The organism is Bradyrhizobium sp. TM233, assembly GCF_036247965.1.
Classification (GTDB): domain Bacteria; phylum Pseudomonadota; class Alphaproteobacteria; order Rhizobiales; family Xanthobacteraceae; genus Bradyrhizobium; species Bradyrhizobium ottawaense.
Window position 1 is genome coordinate 821,647 of sequence record NZ_BTIG01000003.1, and the last position, 14,224, is coordinate 835,870.

Consider the following 14,224-nt stretch of genomic DNA (forward strand, 5'->3'; position numbering starts at 1 on the left):
CGTGGCTGACGGTAATCGCCCGGAATTGCTGTTGCGCGAACTATTGGATGGAGTCTTCCGGCACCAGCCATGATGAACGTGTCTTCGCAAAACTGGTCGTGGTGGTGAAGTTCGGCGCATGTGTGACCGGCTGCATTAGCGGTGTCATGGCGCGCGATATGGACTTCGAGGTGGACGGTGCCGTTGAAGTTACCATCGCCTGCATTAAAGTATTTCGCTCATGGCTGCTCCTGCGAATGCAGCCAACGCTCTTCATAAATCGCCTCGGAATCACATATCGCCCCGAGGCTTCCGAGAACACTGATCGGGACTCGCTGCACGCTTTCCTCGATCTGCGCTTCCATCGTCACGTTATCTCCGGGATGGACGATGACCCGCTCGATGCGATGAACAAACTCCAACGGCTTGCCGTCTTCACTCGTGATTGTTTGCAACGGCCTGCCCCAGCCCCGATCCAGAATTGCGGTGGCAGCTGCGACGCGTGCATGAGCGGGAGCATCTTTGTTACCCGCGATCTGCACGAGAGCCTTCATGGCGACGCCGGTATGTGTCCGTGCCAAGGATTTGATTTCGGTCAACGTCCGTTGCTTCACCGCTCGGCGAGCGGCCGCTCTCGCGAGAGCGTTTTGGGAAAGCAGGTTGGCATTCACTACGTCAGTCATTTGGAAAATTCCTTCAAATTACCCATGTCAATTCAGGATCGAGACGCAAAAAACCCGCGGCGGCAATATCCGTCGCGGGCGCAAAACAAATTCATCTCGATGATGCTATTCTGCCAGTGTTTTGCCCGACGTGCAAAAGAGGATCTCGAGCGGCGCACACCACTCCGGATTAGTCTTCACTCCTGACGAAGCAATGGCCGTATCCAGCGCGAGAACCACTCCTCAGCGTCGCCATGGGGTTGGCCCGAACCGTCCACCCCGAAGATCGGAGGTGGAACGAGGTAGCTCGGCTCATCGGCGAACATAGCGATCGGCTTGCTCGGCTGCGATCGCCCGCTGTTAGCCGTCGGCACGGCCCAACTGCCAAACCGTTCGTTGAATTCCGTTGAAGGCAGGTACGGGACCGCCGCACTCCCGGACGTAAATACGCTGCCCGCGTTGGACTCGTTGACCCGGGCAAGGCGCCGGACATCTTCGGGCGCGACTGATGCGGCGTAGCCCGAGGCTTCTGATTGAAGCGCCTGCGACTGTTGAGTTGGTCCCTTCGAGGTCTCGTCCTGATCTCCGCGGCGATTCACCGTCGGGGGTACAGCTGTTGTCTGCTCCACACCCACGTTTGCCCACGGGTCCGAACTTGGGCTGCCAACATAGCTATTGGAAGTCGTCTGGTCGCGCTTGAATGGATCATATGGGAGCTGGCCCGTGGAGAATACTCCGCCGCCGGTCCCAGCGGTTGCTAACGTCGGTGCGCTAGCAGCTAGCCCAGCAACGCCCATCCTGGCCCAGAGAGGCAAGAATTCCGGAGCGAACACTGCGGCTGCGGCAAGCCCCGCCCCCTTGTAGAGGCCCGCCGGCGGCGTTGCCTGAGACGGAGGGTCGGGATCTAATATCGGAGAGCGTTCGGAGAATGGAAGTGCCCAGCCGGTTGCCGGATCAAATTTGAGCACCAACGGATCTTGGGGGACAGCCGTCGTCGGAGGTAGTTGTCCGAAACCTTGAGGATTGATTGCCGGAAAACCTGGCAATCCAAACTGGAGAAGCGGATTACTTGGCAAAAATCCTTCCGGTCGATTCAGATCTTCTGTAGCAGGCGGAACAAAGCCGGGCAGTCGCGCATCGAAAGGTGGCACCTCGAAGCCTGGCAGATCAGGGACAGGCCCGACAGCGGCAAAGTGCTGCGAAATCGGTGAACTGTCGCTATATCTCTTCAGGATGGCTATCTTGTCCGCAAGACTGAGGTTGCCGTGAGGCAAGAGGACGGGAGCACGCAGAGCGCCTTCCCGCTCGCCCGCGGAATGAAGTTGGTCGACGGTATCCCGCATTTGCAGAATGCTGTCCTGGTTGTCTTTGGCATAAGTCCTCCAGTTAGCGTACCAATTTTCGATACGCTTGTTCGCATCCTCCCGCGTCATGCCCACAGGGGTATTGGTGAGCAAATGCCCTCGCGCCAACGCGTGCTTGGCCGCGGCGAGAAAGTCACCCATCTCGGCGTCCAATTGATCAAGAGCAGCAGTATCGCCTTGTTGGGCGGCAGCAAAGGATGGGTGTGCCTCGAGTTCACCAAGGAATTTGCAAAACACCTTGTTATAGCTTCCGAGGTGGCCGCCTGTGTGAGGGCTTGATTCCACCTCGTGAGCTGCTTTTTGATCTGACGGCAGATGCATTAGATTCTTGATGCCGTCTAGGTTGAAGCGATCACTCAAGACTTTGAGTGCGCGATGACCAACAAGGCTCCGCGGCAGGATGTGATGGATCTGGAACATGCTACCCTCTGGCGCAGCGCCAAGGCATCGTTCAGCGGCGCGCCGAAACATTCGGCGCCAGGCACGCGAGACGAAAATTGAAGTGTGGGGTTTGTCCGCCCGTGCTGACGGGCGAAAACGGCGGCTAGTGGCCGGCAGCGACGGCGTGACTCACGACTGCCGATGAGTGGACGAAGCGAGCGAGCGCGGCCGCACGGCTGGGCCTGCGCGTTCGTCAAACAAGCTTGCAATATTTCTGAAGTGCTATGGCGTACAGGCGAGCGCTCGATCAGACCGTCCGCAGTTGACGCTCGCGGAGCGGAATTGCCCACCGGCCCAAGAGCATGGGCCCTATAGGTTCTATATTAGATCAGGCAAAGGGGTCTTGGCGCGCCGGCACGAGCCGAGTCCGCTAGAGGAAATTTGCCAGGCCTGAACTGGTCATCGTTGAAGCGAAGGCGGCCGGCGTTTCTCGCCCGTACCGAGAAAGCACAGCCGCCCGCGAGCGAACGGACTTCACTTCTCAGGAAGGCGCGAGCCCAAATCGGCTTTTTGAGGCGTAGTCAAACCGAATTCTCTTCAGGCCCGCGGATTTGCAGGCCTCCTTGAGCTCTTGATCGCATATGACAGTCGCATCTTGGTAGGCCATGCGAAAGATGTGCGCGTTGCCGATATCGGCCTCTCTGAAGACCAGTTTGTAGCCGGGAATGACTTCGTAATATTTCTGACCGTGGTCACTCATGACGGGATCTCGTTGAACATCGTGCTCGCGATGACACCCGTCGGAAACCACGAGCGACCGCGCAACAAAAAAGCCCGCGGGATTCCGCGAGCTTGATCGGATTCTTTCGATGATGCCATTCTGCCGGTGTTTTGCCCGACGTGTCAAACGATCGATCCCGAATGACTGATACAGGCCGCTGTAATCAATTTCGCTCTCGTCGCGGCTTTCTGCAGGCGATGGGCCTTCAACGCCAGCAGCAGTTGCACTTGGACTCAATACTTGGTCGCATCAGTGAATCCGATGCCCCTTATGCCAGCTTCCTTGCACGCCTCCTTCAGGACTTGGTCGCCGACAACCATCGGATAGAAGAGAAGCCTGAAGATATGGGCCGCCCCGACGCTATCCTCTTTGAAGATGAGGCAGCTTCTTTTTCTCAGATTGTAAACCTTACGATCGGGCGTGGGATACTCGATCTCAAGATCCGATTTCGCCTCGTCGACGGCATCGAGTACCCTGATGATGTCACAAAGCCAATACGTTGGCGCCGCATGGCCGTCTCGATAGCGGGTCTCGCATCTGACGAAACGAACCCCCTCCGGATCCAGGGCCTCGAGAAGGCTTTTCATCCGATCCGAAACAAGCCGGTAGTCGTGAAAGAGCTCCCAGTCCACGGGCGCGCGGCCGAGAGATTTGTCGATGACGAGTCGCGGTGCTTCAGGGAAAGGCGGGAAGCCTCGCCCCGGCGGTGGAATGAGTACGTGGCGCCCACCTGCGAGAACCGCGAGATTCTCCATCTCCCAGCCCGGCGCCGTTTGAAACCTGAAGTCCAAACCGACGACATAGAACCTGCGATCCTTTGCCCTACCCCGGCGCTTCTCGGCAGGAGAATCAACCATCATTCTTCTCATCAAATCCAAGTCTAGCGCACGCCGGCGCAGTGTGCCGACGCTGCCGATCTAAACAGAATCATCCGTACAGTAAAACACCGGCAGCCCGCCAAACGCATCAGAGTTCTTGTGACGAACCTGAATGCGTTCGCTCGCACTCGCCCCGATCGTGTCGCCGTCCTTCACCACGCTTCCATGCTCGAGCAGATACACGGAAAGGCCGGCCACTTTGTCGAACAACGCCGGCAGCGCGAGCTCACCGGTCACGAACTCGATCTCCCGGCCGACGAATGCGGACAGTCCCATCGTGACCGCGCCGATCTTGGCATCTGACCGGAACGGAAGAATGTCGATCCACAGCCTGAAGGGATAGTCGGGATACGGCGCGAATGAATCGCGTGACATTTCGCGCCAAAGATCGGTGGGCCGCGCGACCCGGCTGGCCCACACCACGCCGCAACATTCCGGCATCGTGGCAATCAACGCGCCGATCACCGCGCTCGTGACGCGCGCGGCGACCAGCGGTTGCTCACTCTTTCCGAGCATCGATACGACCAGATGACCGCGATGCCGGGCGGCCACCGCCTTGCTCTCCGGCCACGTCGTGGCGGCGCGCGCCCACAGCCCCTGATCATGCGGAATGGGTGCCGGCATCGACATGACGGCAACGAGCTCTTTGCCGCAACGAATGAGCGGCGAGTTTGCTCGAGCCTGCCGTGCACGCCCGTCGTCCATCGTCTCGGTTGCCAACTCCGGATGTCGGGCGTGAAGGACCTCTGCAACCTCTGACATGTCCGGCGTCACCGGATTATCCAATAAGACCAAAGCGAGAAGGGAGCTACTCATCGACTACCCGCGGAAATAATCTTGGACGAGACGCGATCTCAGATTGCTCGCCCAACGGTTGAAGCATTTTGAAGTTTAGAACAAAACGTGAACATTGTCAATCGGCGTTTCTCTGCTTCATATTGTGCGGGCGCATTCGAGTGCCGGCGCACAGCTCCCAAACGGTCCCCCATGTTCTCAATCCACCCCGACGATCTCACCTCTGAACCGACCCGCCGCCTGCTCGCGCTTCATCTCGCCGGCATGCATGCGAGTTCGCCGCCGGGCCACGTGTTCGCGCTCGACCTGTCGGGGCTGCAGGTGCCCGATGTCACCGTGTGGTCGGTGCGCGAGGGCGATGACGTCGTCGGCATCGGCGCGCTGAAAGAGCTGGGCGACGGCGGCGCCGAGGTGAAGTCGATGCGGACCCACCCCGATCATCTGCGCCGCGGCGTCGCGGCGCTGCTGCTGGACCACATCGTGCGCGAGGCCGAAGCGCGCGGGTTGACCCGGCTGAGCCTGGAGACCGGAAGCGGCCCGGCGTTCGAGCCGGCGCTGGCGCTGTACCGCAAGCGCGGCTTCGTCAACGGCGAGGCGTTCGCCGATTACCAGGCGAGCGCCTTCAACCAGTTCCTGCACCTTGCGCTTCGCGCCTGAGCCCGCGCGCGGACGCCTTGGGGGTGTCTTGCAAGCGATCCGAGGGTCGGCTTTGGTCCAAAAGTGAACTCAGGGTTCGTGTCGCACTCAAATTGAGTAAGTGCCTCAAGCGACTGAACTTACACCCGAAAATTTAATTTGCGGGCGTATCTTATGATACAGACTCGGCGCCTCCTGCGGCCTAGGGTTCATCCATCATCGCGAGGCCCTTGGCATTTATCGGTGATGAGAACGCCAAGTCGCGCTCCCGCCTCCTCGAACAGGGAGAAGCGCCATGCTGATGCGCCGTCGTTTCAAACAGACCAAGACTCTCACCCAAAGGCTCGCCGACGAAGCCACGCGCTGTCGCGAGGAAGCACGCGCGCTTTCGCCGGGGCGCCGCCGCGAGATGCTGCTGCGCCGGGCGCGGCAGGACGAAACGGCCATGCAGATCGAGGCCTGGCTGCGCTCCCCCGGCCTGAGAGCACCGACATGATGCAGCAATATCGCGCTTATCTGATCGGCGAGAACGGCGTCTTCCGCTCCGCCGAAGCGTTCGAAGCCCCGTCGGATTCCTCCGCCCTCAGCTTGGCGCGCCAGTTCACACGCCACGGCAAGGTCGAGGTGTGGCAGCTCGGCCGGAAGATCGCCGTGCTGGATTCCGAGGAGTCGCCGCCGCGATCGTTGACGCGTCAATGATCGCCTGATTGCGATCGCGATGCCGGAGTCTCGATCTCGAACCAGAATGTCAGCTGCATGACGGGTCCACTGGCGTCGCGAACGTCGATCGCCATCGTCTGCCTGCCGCCCGCAGGCGGCGCGGAGAGGACGGCATCGCGTGCCATGTCGGCAAGCGACTTGGCCGCCTCGGCCCGAACGGCGCGCGGGCTGGCCAGTTCCAGCCCTTCCTCGTCGAGGGCAATTCCCTTGTCGTCGCGAAGGTCGAAGTAGTAACGCGGCATTGTTGCATCCTTTGCCGTATTAGGCCCGAGAACGGCAAAGGTTTCCAACAAGACGAAAATTCGCTGGGGATCAACGGGTTCCGGGAACACCGTCCAAGGGACGCTGCCAAGGGAAGCTGCCTAAGGAAGCTGCCAAGGGAAGCTGCCAAGGATCGATCCGGCAAGACACGGACTATGCCTGCTTGCGCAGCCCCCTACTCCTCCGCAAGCTTGTGCTCGATATAGGCATCAACCGTCTCGGCGAACGAGCGCTGCACGCCGACCGCCACATCGTGCTGGTCGAGTGCGTCGCGCTGGAGCACGCGCAGGCCGCGCCCGCGGGCGCTGAGCGGCGCCGTGTTCAGATACTGATCGATGGCGCCTTTGGCGAGCGGGATGGCCTTGGGATCGCCCCTGGCGATCAGGAGCCTGAGCAGGCTCTGGCATTCGGCCAAACCTGGCATGGGTTCAGCCTTTCACCTTTGCTGCGATTTCGGCTTCGGCCGCTTCACCGGCTGGGTGTGGGTGCCGAACAGCGCCAGCAGGAACGCAACTTCTTCCTTCGAACCGATCTGGATCATGATTGTCTCTCCTCTTCGCTCCGTTGGTCGGCACGAGCGGGCGCGGAGTTCAGGGCGATCTGGTTTCAGCAATGTTTCAGCCGTGTTTCGTCCGATGGGGTGCTCGGGGCGCCGCCTGCTTGTGTACACAATTGAACATGGCCACCACGGAGTTCATCCGCGCGGCAAGTGAGCGAGGTACCACTTTGGACGCGCCTCGGGGACTTCAGCAGGTGAACGTACCGCTCGCCGGTCGAGACATTCCCGGCCTTCGAAATTCTCCCAATGCGGTTCATATAGAACAGCCCGCGCGGATCGCTCCACGCGGGCTTTTGCTTGACGCTCACGCAACCTCATCCGCAGGGTGAGGCTGTGGGTGCGCTGGGCACCCTCGGCATCCGTTCTCAGTGCATGTGGCCAATCAGATAAACGCCGCCACCGATAACGATCACGGCCGGGACGGCCCAAAGCAAAAGTACAGGCATCGCCAATCTCCTCAGTTCGACGTGCAGACCTTGACGGTCTTCATGCCGGCCTCGGCTTCAGTTCTGGTCTTGTACACGGTGTCACCGCTGACGACCGTCGTTTCCGTGCTCGTCGGCTTCGCCTCCGTGATCGTGCACTTCTTGGTCTTGACGTCCTGCACCACGTAGAACGACTGCGCGAATGCAGGAGCCGCAACCGACGTCAGCACGACAGCGGCAATGATGGTCTTGACGTTCATTAGATCCTCCTCCAGCAGCGCCCTTCTATCCGGGCCTGGATTTGACCAACATCACAAATTGCCACTTGTTCCCGGTAAGGCCCGAACCAACTGCCACCGGCTTGCGTTGGCGCGCAAACCGGAGGCCTCGATGCTGGACATGAGACTTGTGACGACTTCGCTGGCGATGCTGATGGCACTGCTGTCCGTGGCTCTGGCCGAGCCTGCCGGCGATCAAGCCCGGCCTGCCGGTCAAGGCTCCGCTGAGGCTCGTCCGATCCGCGTCATCCTTCCCGCACCTTGGGAGCCGGCCAGGACGCAAGCCGACGCACAATCGTCGAAGTGACGCGGCCGCCTTCCAGTGACTGCGCGTGCCGCTGTTCGGCGCGCGCGACGAGCTGGCGACCAACGCGGTGCTCTACCGTCTTGCTGCGCTTTGACACGAGGAGAACGAGGTTCCCTGCGCGACGATTGCGGTTTCCTGGCTGGAACACGCACTTTCGGTGACGACCTTCACCCCGCATTCACACCCCCGTCCCTAAACCTTCGGCCGACGAAACGGCAGGTAGGTAGGACGATGTCCTTTGACCCGATGGCCGCTGCGGTCGACTGGCTTGATGCCTACCGCGCCGGCGATATCGAGACCATTTTGAAGATGTACGCCGACGAGGCGGTGGTCCGCTGCGGCTGCGGCGGCATGAAGACGATCTCAGGCAGCCAAGGCTTGCGCGCTTATTGGATCGACCGCCTCAGAAATCACCCGGCCTCCAGCCTCGACAACCTCCAGCCGTCGGCGGAGGGCACGGTCATCTCCTATGTGGCGCAAGGCGGCGTTGTGAGTGCGATCCTGACCTTCGACGCATCCGGGAAGATCGCCTCGCTCACATGCGGGCCTTCGAACTAGCGGTTTTCACGGGCTTGCGCTTCTGAATGACAAGCCGCAGGGCGATGCCGTGCTGCCAGGCACGCACTCTCACCGCCGCTTCGCTTCGATTGAGCTCGCTTGCAATCTCGTCAGGCCGCCGGCCCGCATCGGCCAAGGCCTTCAATCGCTCGTGGTCTTGCGCCGTCCATTTCTTCAACAGCCATCCGCAGGGCGCGCATAAACGGAATAAACTGGCAGACGTTCCTAAACTGGTTCGATGCACCCGCGCGTTTCGCGCGACACAGGCTGCGGCACTCTGCATCTTCAAACGTAAGCAACCAATTCGAATCTCACTTGTTGTCGCCGGCACATTCACTTGCTGGAGGACAAAAAAATGCGACGTCTCACTCTACTTGCCACGACCATGTTGCTGCTCGGAGCGGTGCCCGCTGGCGCGCAGTCACAGCCCGCCCAGAGCGGGCCGGGCAACAACGCCGTCAACAGCTCGGACCAGAACAACTCGAACAAGCCGGTCGCTGGCCGCAACAGCTTCACCGAGGGACAGGCAAAATCGAAGATCGAAGAAGCGGGATATTCCAACGTCTCCGGCCTGCAAAAGGACAACGAGGGCGTCTGGCGCGGCAAGGCCGACAAGGCCGGCACCAAAACCGACGTCAGCCTGGACTTCCAGGGCAACGTGAACCCCACCAAGTAACAAGCAAATCGCCAGGAGACCCTCACAATGACCGTCACCATCTCACGTCTTTACGACAATTACTCCGATGCCGAACGCGCCGTGACCCGGCTCGAAGGCGCCGGCGTAGCGCATTCCGATATCAGCATCGTCGCCAACAATTCGGACAATTGGTACGGCTCGCGGTCCGGTAAGGTGGACCGCGATCGCGACGGCGTCGACGATCGCGCTGAAGGCGCCGGGACCGGAGCCGGCATCGGCGCCGGCCTCGGCGGCGCGGCGGGCCTGCTCGCGGGCCTCGGCCTGCTGGCGATTCCCGGCCTCGGACCGGTCGTTGCGGCAGGCTGGCTCGCCTCGACCGCCGTCGGCGCGGCTGCCGGCGCGGCCACCGGCGGCATCGTCGGCGCCCTGACTCAGGCCGGCGTCTCCAAGGAGGATGCCTCGCGCTATGCCGAGGGCGTTCGCCGCGGCGGCACGCTGGTGACCGCGAGGGTGCCCGACCAGGACCGCGCGCGCCTCGATGCGCTTCTCCACGAGAAGTCCGTGAACCTGCAGGATCGCAGCATGGCCTGGCAGAAAACCGGCTGGAGCGACTTCGATGCCGCAAGCCCGCCATTGTCTCCGGAGGACATCGGCCGCGAGCGCGAACTCTACGGCGTGGGCACGCGGCGATAGGCCATCCCACACCCGCCACGACAAAGGCCCCGCGACGCGGGGCCTTTTTTGATGGGAGAAAACGCCATCAGCGCAGCGCCACCACGTCCCGATGCTCCACCCTGCCGATGCTTTGCCAGACAGATCAAACTTTATCTCAAATGCAGCAAAGCGGATTTGGCGAAATGCAATCTCTTCGCGCCATGCTGGGACATGGGCTTGCGCGAATGCAATCGGGAAAGGGTCGGAGAGATTGCCATGTATTACGTCGCCGCTGCATTGCTGGTGCTGTCGGGACTGTTCTACTCCGCGGGCCATCACGAGATCGGCTCGTTCGGCGTCACCATGTGCAGCTATGGCGGCGCATTCTGCGATAACCCGCTGATCGTCTTTTCCGGCGCGGCGCTGGCCGCCGCCTGGGGCATGTTCGTCAGCGTCAAGTAGCGCGGCGGACTTCCTTCATCCCCGACGTTCAAAGTCCTGCCGCGGCGCGAGCAGCCTCGCGGACTGACTTGCGCTGGGAGATGTCGGGCTGCGAGAATTTGGGGCTGCGAGAATTCTTGCGGTGATGGCAATCTACACCTGTTTTGCCCGACAGTCAAGTCGCTTTAGGTTTAACCGAAGTTGTAGATCGTTCGCGCGGCCAGGAACTTTCGTTCTCTGATTGGCATTTGCTATGAAACCACCCTGCCTCGACGAGGTCCCGTTCATGAGCGACAGCGCTCTCACGCCGACGAAATCCGCGCCGACGCTGCTGCAAAGGCTGGGGCCGGGCCTCGTCACCGGAGCCGCCGACGACGATCCCTCCGGCATCGCCACCTATTCGCAAGCGGGCGCGCAATTCGGCTACGGGCTGCTGTGGACGGTGTTTCTGACCACGCCGTTCATGATCGCCATCCAGCTCGTCAGCGCGCAGATCGGCCGGGTCACGGGCAAGGGACTTGCCGCCAACGTCATGCGGATCGCGCCGCGCTGGGCGGTGCTGAGCCTCGTCGCCATGCTCGTTGCCGCCAACACGTTCAACATCGCCGCCGACATCGCCGCGATGGCCGAGGCGCTCTCGCTCGTCATTGGCGGCCTCAACCACGAGCACGCGCTGATCTTCGCGGCGGGCTCGACCCTGCTCCAGGTGTTCCTGCCCTATCGCCGCTATTCGCCGGTGCTGAAATTCCTCACCTTGGCGCTGTTCGCCTATGTCGCGACCGCCTTCACCGTCAAGATCCCGTGGAGCACGGCGCTGCTCGCCGCGGTGTGGCCCGAGGCGAACGTCACCGGCGATTATTTTCTGATGGTCGTCGCCGTGCTAGGCACTACCATCAGCCCCTATCTGTTCTTCTGGCAGGCCTCGCAGGAGGTCGAGGAGATGAATCAGGGCAAGCGCGACAAGCCGCTTCGCGAGCTCAAGCGCGGCGGCAGTCCGGAGCTCGCGCGCATCCGGGCCGACACCATCTCCGGCATGCTGCTGTCCAACGGCATCGCTTTCTTCATCATTCTCACCACCGCATCGGTCCTGCACGCCAACGGCGTCACCAGGATCAATTCGGCGACGGAGGCGGCCGAAGCGCTGCGGCCGCTGGCTGGGGATTTCACCTTCGCGCTGTTCGCGATCGGCATCATCGGCACGGGCCTGCTCGCGATCCCGGTGCTGGCGGGCTCGGCCGCCTACGGCGTCGCGGAGATCTTCGGCTGGCGTGCCACGCTGGAGGCCAAGCCCGACGAGGCCGCCGGCTTCTACACCATCATCGCCGCGGCAACCATCATCGGCTTCGGCCTCGGCTTCACGGGCATCGACTCCATCCACATGCTGGTGTGGAGCGCGGTGCTCAACGGCATCGTCGCCGTGCCCATCATGGCGATGATGATGCTGATCGTCTCGAGCCGCGCCATCATGGGCCGCTTCAGGGCCCGGTCATGGCTGATCGCGCTGGGCTGGCTCGGCACCGCGCTGATGGCGCTGGCCGTGCTCGCTCTGCTCGGCTCGTCGGTGATTGCTTGAAGCGGGACTAAGCTACGGCGTCACGGGGTTGACGGTCGGCGACGTCTTGGGTCCTGGCCGCGACGGCTCGATCGGCGATTTCGGTGTGGTCGGGAGTACCGCGGCACCAGCCGCCCGCGCCGCCTCTCCCGTGGTCGCATACATGGCTATATGGGCAGGCTGGGTCTTGGCGCGGCTCCAGGGGCCGTGATCGACAATCAGCATTGCCGCAATCGTTACGCCAGCCACGATCAGCGCGATCACACCGGGATGGCGGAGGGCGGCCGAGATGGAGCTCGCGAAACGAGTATTTGTCATCGAAAGATCCGCTGTTGTCCTCATGCAGGTTAATTCAATGGCGCCCCTCCCGGTTCCCCGCCTCCTTCGGGACGGGCGGTTCCAGCCGGCAGAGGCCACGATCCTGCGGTCGGGAAATCGACGCGGCCCGGCACCGCATTGCCGAACCGAGTGAATAGCTTCAATACACGTGGCTGAGTGTGAAGCGCCGCTGCAAGCGGCTCCGGTGTGGGCCAAATGAAAAGGGCCTCCAAATGGAGGCCCTCGATCTCGATAACGTTTCGTCCTGTCAGTTGTAGTCCGAATATTTGAACTGCGGGAGCGCCTTCAACTGCTCCTTGTTTCCGCTCATGACGGCGTGATCGGGGACCCAATCGTTGGTATTGCGGCTCGTGGCGTTGGTCGAAGCCGCGCCGGTCGTCGTCTCACGCGACGTGGTCGAAGTGCTGGTCGAGCTGGTCCGCACAGGCTCTTCCACGAACTTCAGCTTGTCCATCGAGACGGCGATATCGTGCTCGCCCATTCCCAGGAAGCCGCCGATGCCGATCACCACCGCGTTGATCTTGCCGCTCTTGTCGACGAGCAGTTCGTTGATGTCGCCGAGCTTCTCGTTGGCTTCGTTATAGACGTTCAGGCCCATGAGCTTCGAGGCGCGCCAATTGTCCTTGAGCATCATCTTATCGGCCGGCTGTGCGGTAGCAGCAGGAGCCGCTCGATCAGCGGGCGGGGTGGATTGTGCCAACGCAGCGCCGCTGATCAGAGTGGTGGTGATCAGAGTTGCGGCAAAAATGGTCTTCATCGATCGTCTCCTCCAGTGAGTCAGCATCCAGATGGATGCCTGGCCGCCAACGCCTGGATATTCCACTTGTTCCCGGTTTGGCACTCAGTGAACGGAGCCGCAAGCCCGGCGGGCCGATCTAGCTCCCGAACATGATGCGCAAGGCGATCACGATGACCGCCGAGACGAGAAAGGAAATCGCCAGCAGCGTCCAACTCGGCCTAGTGCTTCCGCGGGCCACGCGGGCAACGAGCGTCTTTATGTCCGTCAACATTCGTCCTTGGGAAGCCGGTGCAGGTAGGCTATCCCGAAGCTGGCGAGTTCTTCGGCATCGCTTTCGCGCTCTTCCTATCTGCAAAAAAGACCGCGCTCCGAACGGCGCGGCCTTTTCCTTTACATCGCTTGCGAACTTTTCCGCTCACCACCATCCGCCGGACAACGGGTCATGCCGCTCGAGGGCAAGCCGTCGCTCGGCTGCCCTTTTCGATGATTTGGCCGAGCGCTTCGGCTGCGGACGGGCCTCTGCGGAGATGCGGGCGGGCGGTTCTTTCTTAATCTGGTCGAACGGTGCTGCAGGCATGGCGGCCATGGCTTCACGCACTTGCTGCCGCGGTTCTTCAGGAATCGGATCGGCCTGCGCGATCTCAGGCATATCGGCGCGCGGCCGCGTATCGAATACGATCTTCTCCGGTAGCTTCCTTGCCGATGCGATCCGGATGATGGTTCTGTCAGGATCTGCCGTCGCTGCAGGCTCGCCCGGAGCCGGCAAGTACCGGTCGGCGACGAACAGCAAGGCCAGCAGGACCCCGCCGACGAAGACGAAGTATCGAATGATCGGCATGACAGCCGCTCGCAAACAAGAATAAGGGGAAGGTATTGGGCGGGGCCGTGGTTGCGGGAGGCGGGCCGCCTGCTCAGCGACCCGCCGCCCGGGACTTAGTCGATCTCTTGGACGACCGTGCGCGTCGACGGATCGACCAGCATCACGCGTTCGCCCGAGTAGACGTAACGGTACCTGGTGAGCGAGGGGCCCCAATCGGCGGGCACGGCCTCGAGCTCGACCTCGCGCGGCACCGGCTGGCCGACCACGATTTTCTCTCGGGTCTGCACCGGGCGCACCTTGTGTTCGGTCACGTAGGTACGAATCTTTGTGCGGTATTCCGGCTCGATCTGCACGGCGGCGGCATGGCCGGTGCCGGTGGTGGTGACGACGGTCGACTGCGCCAGCGCGCCGGTCGAGATCAGCGCAGCAGCCGCGCACGTCAGCATCAGCTTCTTCAT

General features: G+C 61.8%; 22 protein-coding genes. 10 read left to right on the forward strand and 12 right to left on the reverse strand.

The annotated features are described in order from the left end of the window. Positions 1–47: 47 nt before the first annotated feature. Positions 48–848: a hypothetical protein gene (locus tag AABA86_RS10835; protein WP_338306693.1), complete on the forward strand. Its 801-nt coding sequence runs from the start codon at positions 48–50 to the stop codon at positions 846–848. Here AABA86_RS10835 and AABA86_RS10840 read toward each other — a convergent pair. The 4 genes from AABA86_RS10840 to AABA86_RS10855 all read right to left on the reverse strand — a co-directional run bounded on the left by AABA86_RS10840 (position 839) and on the right by AABA86_RS10855 (position 4,819). Then, positions 839–2,476 (reverse strand): AHH domain-containing protein, encoded by a 1,638-nt coding sequence (locus tag AABA86_RS10840; protein WP_338306694.1) that lies wholly within the window; start codon positions 2,474–2,476, stop codon positions 839–841. The two genes, AABA86_RS10835 and AABA86_RS10840, sit on opposite strands and share 10 nt — an antisense overlap. A gap of 451 nt (positions 2,477–2,927) precedes the next feature. Then, the gene (locus AABA86_RS10845) at positions 2,928–3,404 is read right to left on the reverse strand and encodes an imm11 family protein (RefSeq protein ID WP_338306695.1); all 477 of its coding nucleotides are present in this window, start codon (positions 3,402–3,404) and stop codon (positions 2,928–2,930) included. Further along, positions 3,401–4,027: an imm11 family protein gene (locus tag AABA86_RS10850; RefSeq protein WP_246550575.1), complete on the reverse strand. Its 627-nt coding sequence runs from the start codon at positions 4,025–4,027 to the stop codon at positions 3,401–3,403. The genes AABA86_RS10845 and AABA86_RS10850 overlap by 4 nt, the downstream gene beginning before the upstream one ends. Before the next feature lie 57 nt (positions 4,028–4,084). After that, positions 4,085–4,819: a DUF4261 domain-containing protein gene (locus AABA86_RS10855; protein WP_338306696.1), complete on the reverse strand. Its 735-nt coding sequence runs from the start codon at positions 4,817–4,819 to the stop codon at positions 4,085–4,087. A gap of 213 nt (positions 4,820–5,032) precedes the next feature. On the opposite strand from AABA86_RS10855, the gene AABA86_RS10860 reads away from it, so the two are divergent. From AABA86_RS10860 to AABA86_RS10870, 3 genes are all read left to right on the forward strand, one after another. Then, positions 5,033–5,497: a GNAT family N-acetyltransferase gene (locus AABA86_RS10860; protein WP_095425714.1), complete on the forward strand. Its 465-nt coding sequence runs from the start codon at positions 5,033–5,035 to the stop codon at positions 5,495–5,497. A gap of 274 nt (positions 5,498–5,771) precedes the next feature. Further along, positions 5,772–5,972 carry a hypothetical protein gene (locus AABA86_RS10865; protein ID WP_212250233.1) on the forward strand — a complete coding sequence of 67 codons (201 nt, stop codon included), beginning with the start codon at positions 5,772–5,774 and terminating at the stop codon, positions 5,970–5,972. After that, positions 5,969–6,175: a hypothetical protein gene (locus tag AABA86_RS10870; RefSeq protein WP_212250235.1), complete on the forward strand. Its 207-nt coding sequence runs from the start codon at positions 5,969–5,971 to the stop codon at positions 6,173–6,175. Before AABA86_RS10865 ends, AABA86_RS10870 begins: the two co-directional genes overlap by 4 nt. Here AABA86_RS10870 and AABA86_RS10875 read toward each other — a convergent pair. The 3 genes from AABA86_RS10875 to AABA86_RS10885 all read right to left on the reverse strand — a co-directional run bounded on the left by AABA86_RS10875 (position 6,169) and on the right by AABA86_RS10885 (position 7,701). Next, positions 6,169–6,438: a DUF6894 family protein gene (locus AABA86_RS10875; RefSeq protein WP_338306697.1), complete on the reverse strand. Its 270-nt coding sequence runs from the start codon at positions 6,436–6,438 to the stop codon at positions 6,169–6,171. The two genes, AABA86_RS10870 and AABA86_RS10875, sit on opposite strands and share 7 nt — an antisense overlap. A 194-nt stretch (positions 6,439–6,632) precedes the next feature. Further along, on the reverse strand, positions 6,633–6,881 hold the full coding sequence (locus AABA86_RS10880; protein WP_018319193.1) for a hypothetical protein: 249 nt from the start codon (positions 6,879–6,881) through the stop codon (positions 6,633–6,635). Positions 6,882–7,473: 592 nt separating this feature from the next. Continuing rightward, on the reverse strand, positions 7,474–7,701 hold the full coding sequence (locus tag AABA86_RS10885; protein WP_212250237.1) for a hypothetical protein: 228 nt from the start codon (positions 7,699–7,701) through the stop codon (positions 7,474–7,476). 130 nt (positions 7,702–7,831) lie between these two features. On the opposite strand from AABA86_RS10885, the gene AABA86_RS10890 reads away from it, so the two are divergent. Further along, positions 7,832–8,026: a hypothetical protein gene (locus AABA86_RS10890; protein WP_212250239.1), complete on the forward strand. Its 195-nt coding sequence runs from the start codon at positions 7,832–7,834 to the stop codon at positions 8,024–8,026. Positions 8,027–8,257: 231 nt separating this feature from the next. Continuing rightward, the gene (locus tag AABA86_RS10895; RefSeq protein ID WP_338306698.1) at positions 8,258–8,584 is read left to right on the forward strand and encodes a nuclear transport factor 2 family protein; all 327 of its coding nucleotides are present in this window, start codon (positions 8,258–8,260) and stop codon (positions 8,582–8,584) included. Here AABA86_RS10895 and AABA86_RS10900 read toward each other — a convergent pair. Continuing rightward, positions 8,562–8,762, reverse strand: coding sequence for a hypothetical protein (locus tag AABA86_RS10900; protein WP_338306699.1), 201 nt, complete (start codon positions 8,760–8,762; stop codon positions 8,562–8,564). The two genes, AABA86_RS10895 and AABA86_RS10900, sit on opposite strands and share 23 nt — an antisense overlap. Before the next feature lie 177 nt (positions 8,763–8,939). Here AABA86_RS10900 and AABA86_RS10905 point away from each other — a divergent pair, with 177 nt between their 5' ends. The 4 genes from AABA86_RS10905 (at position 8,940) to AABA86_RS10920 (ending at position 11,889) form a co-directional block, all read left to right on the forward strand. Further along, entirely contained in the window at positions 8,940–9,260 is a 321-nt protein-coding gene (locus tag AABA86_RS10905; protein WP_038947871.1) for a hypothetical protein, read from the forward strand. A 27-nt stretch (positions 9,261–9,287) separates the two neighbouring features. Beyond that, a complete protein-coding gene (locus tag AABA86_RS10910) occupies positions 9,288–9,914 on the forward strand; it encodes a hypothetical protein (RefSeq protein ID WP_212250256.1) in 627 nt (208 codons plus the stop codon). Between the two features lie 237 nt (positions 9,915–10,151). Beyond that, positions 10,152–10,337 (forward strand): hypothetical protein, encoded by a 186-nt coding sequence (locus AABA86_RS10915; RefSeq protein WP_338306700.1) that lies wholly within the window; start codon positions 10,152–10,154, stop codon positions 10,335–10,337. 265 nt (positions 10,338–10,602) lie between these two features. Then, positions 10,603–11,889, forward strand: a complete 1,287-nt coding sequence (locus AABA86_RS10920) for an NRAMP family divalent metal transporter (protein WP_212250258.1) — start codon at positions 10,603–10,605, stop codon at positions 11,887–11,889. Between the two features lie 12 nt (positions 11,890–11,901). On the opposite strand, the gene AABA86_RS10925 is transcribed toward AABA86_RS10920, so the two are convergent. From AABA86_RS10925 to AABA86_RS10940, 4 genes are all read right to left on the reverse strand, one after another. Beyond that, positions 11,902–12,186, reverse strand: coding sequence for a hypothetical protein (locus AABA86_RS10925; RefSeq protein ID WP_212250259.1), 285 nt, complete (start codon positions 12,184–12,186; stop codon positions 11,902–11,904). 268 nt (positions 12,187–12,454) lie between these two features. Next, positions 12,455–12,964: a PRC-barrel domain-containing protein gene (locus AABA86_RS10930; protein WP_212250261.1), complete on the reverse strand. Its 510-nt coding sequence runs from the start codon at positions 12,962–12,964 to the stop codon at positions 12,455–12,457. Between the two features lie 397 nt (positions 12,965–13,361). Next, on the reverse strand, positions 13,362–13,784 hold the full coding sequence (locus AABA86_RS10935; protein ID WP_338306701.1) for a hypothetical protein: 423 nt from the start codon (positions 13,782–13,784) through the stop codon (positions 13,362–13,364). Between the two features lie 95 nt (positions 13,785–13,879). After that, positions 13,880–14,224, reverse strand: a complete 345-nt coding sequence (locus AABA86_RS10940) for a DUF1236 domain-containing protein (protein ID WP_018319180.1) — start codon at positions 14,222–14,224, stop codon at positions 13,880–13,882.

What these genes read in the sequence shown, in the direction of transcription:
- AABA86_RS10835 (WP_338306693.1), top strand. Translation starts at nt 48, where the DNA reads ATGGAGTCTTCCGGCACCAGCCATGATGAACGTGTCTTCGCAAAACTG.
- AABA86_RS10840 (WP_338306694.1), bottom strand. Translation starts at nt 2,476, where the DNA reads ATGTTTCGGCGCGCCGCTGAACGATGCCTTGGCGCTGCGCCAGAGGGT.
- AABA86_RS10850 (WP_246550575.1), bottom strand. Translation starts at nt 4,027, where the DNA reads ATGATGGTTGATTCTCCTGCCGAGAAGCGCCGGGGTAGGGCAAAGGAT.
- AABA86_RS10860 (WP_095425714.1), top strand. Translation starts at nt 5,033, where the DNA reads ATGTTCTCAATCCACCCCGACGATCTCACCTCTGAACCGACCCGCCGC.
- AABA86_RS10865 (WP_212250233.1), top strand. Translation starts at nt 5,772, where the DNA reads ATGCTGATGCGCCGTCGTTTCAAACAGACCAAGACTCTCACCCAAAGG.
- AABA86_RS10870 (WP_212250235.1), top strand. Translation starts at nt 5,969, where the DNA reads ATGATGCAGCAATATCGCGCTTATCTGATCGGCGAGAACGGCGTCTTC.
- AABA86_RS10875 (WP_338306697.1), bottom strand. Translation starts at nt 6,438, where the DNA reads ATGCCGCGTTACTACTTCGACCTTCGCGACGACAAGGGAATTGCCCTC.
- AABA86_RS10880 (WP_018319193.1), bottom strand. Translation starts at nt 6,881, where the DNA reads ATGCCAGGTTTGGCCGAATGCCAGAGCCTGCTCAGGCTCCTGATCGCC.
- AABA86_RS10885 (WP_212250237.1), bottom strand. Translation starts at nt 7,701, where the DNA reads ATGAACGTCAAGACCATCATTGCCGCTGTCGTGCTGACGTCGGTTGCG.
- AABA86_RS10890 (WP_212250239.1), top strand. Translation starts at nt 7,832, where the DNA reads ATGCTGGACATGAGACTTGTGACGACTTCGCTGGCGATGCTGATGGCA.
- AABA86_RS10895 (WP_338306698.1), top strand. Translation starts at nt 8,258, where the DNA reads ATGTCCTTTGACCCGATGGCCGCTGCGGTCGACTGGCTTGATGCCTAC.
- AABA86_RS10905 (WP_038947871.1), top strand. Translation starts at nt 8,940, where the DNA reads ATGCGACGTCTCACTCTACTTGCCACGACCATGTTGCTGCTCGGAGCG.
- AABA86_RS10910 (WP_212250256.1), top strand. Translation starts at nt 9,288, where the DNA reads ATGACCGTCACCATCTCACGTCTTTACGACAATTACTCCGATGCCGAA.
- AABA86_RS10915 (WP_338306700.1), top strand. Translation starts at nt 10,152, where the DNA reads ATGTATTACGTCGCCGCTGCATTGCTGGTGCTGTCGGGACTGTTCTAC.
- AABA86_RS10920 (WP_212250258.1), top strand. Translation starts at nt 10,603, where the DNA reads ATGAGCGACAGCGCTCTCACGCCGACGAAATCCGCGCCGACGCTGCTG.
- AABA86_RS10925 (WP_212250259.1), bottom strand. Translation starts at nt 12,186, where the DNA reads ATGACAAATACTCGTTTCGCGAGCTCCATCTCGGCCGCCCTCCGCCAT.
- AABA86_RS10930 (WP_212250261.1), bottom strand. Translation starts at nt 12,964, where the DNA reads ATGAAGACCATTTTTGCCGCAACTCTGATCACCACCACTCTGATCAGC.
- AABA86_RS10935 (WP_338306701.1), bottom strand. Translation starts at nt 13,784, where the DNA reads ATGCCGATCATTCGATACTTCGTCTTCGTCGGCGGGGTCCTGCTGGCC.
- AABA86_RS10940 (WP_018319180.1), bottom strand. Translation starts at nt 14,224, where the DNA reads ATGAAGAAGCTGATGCTGACGTGCGCGGCTGCTGCGCTGATCTCGACC.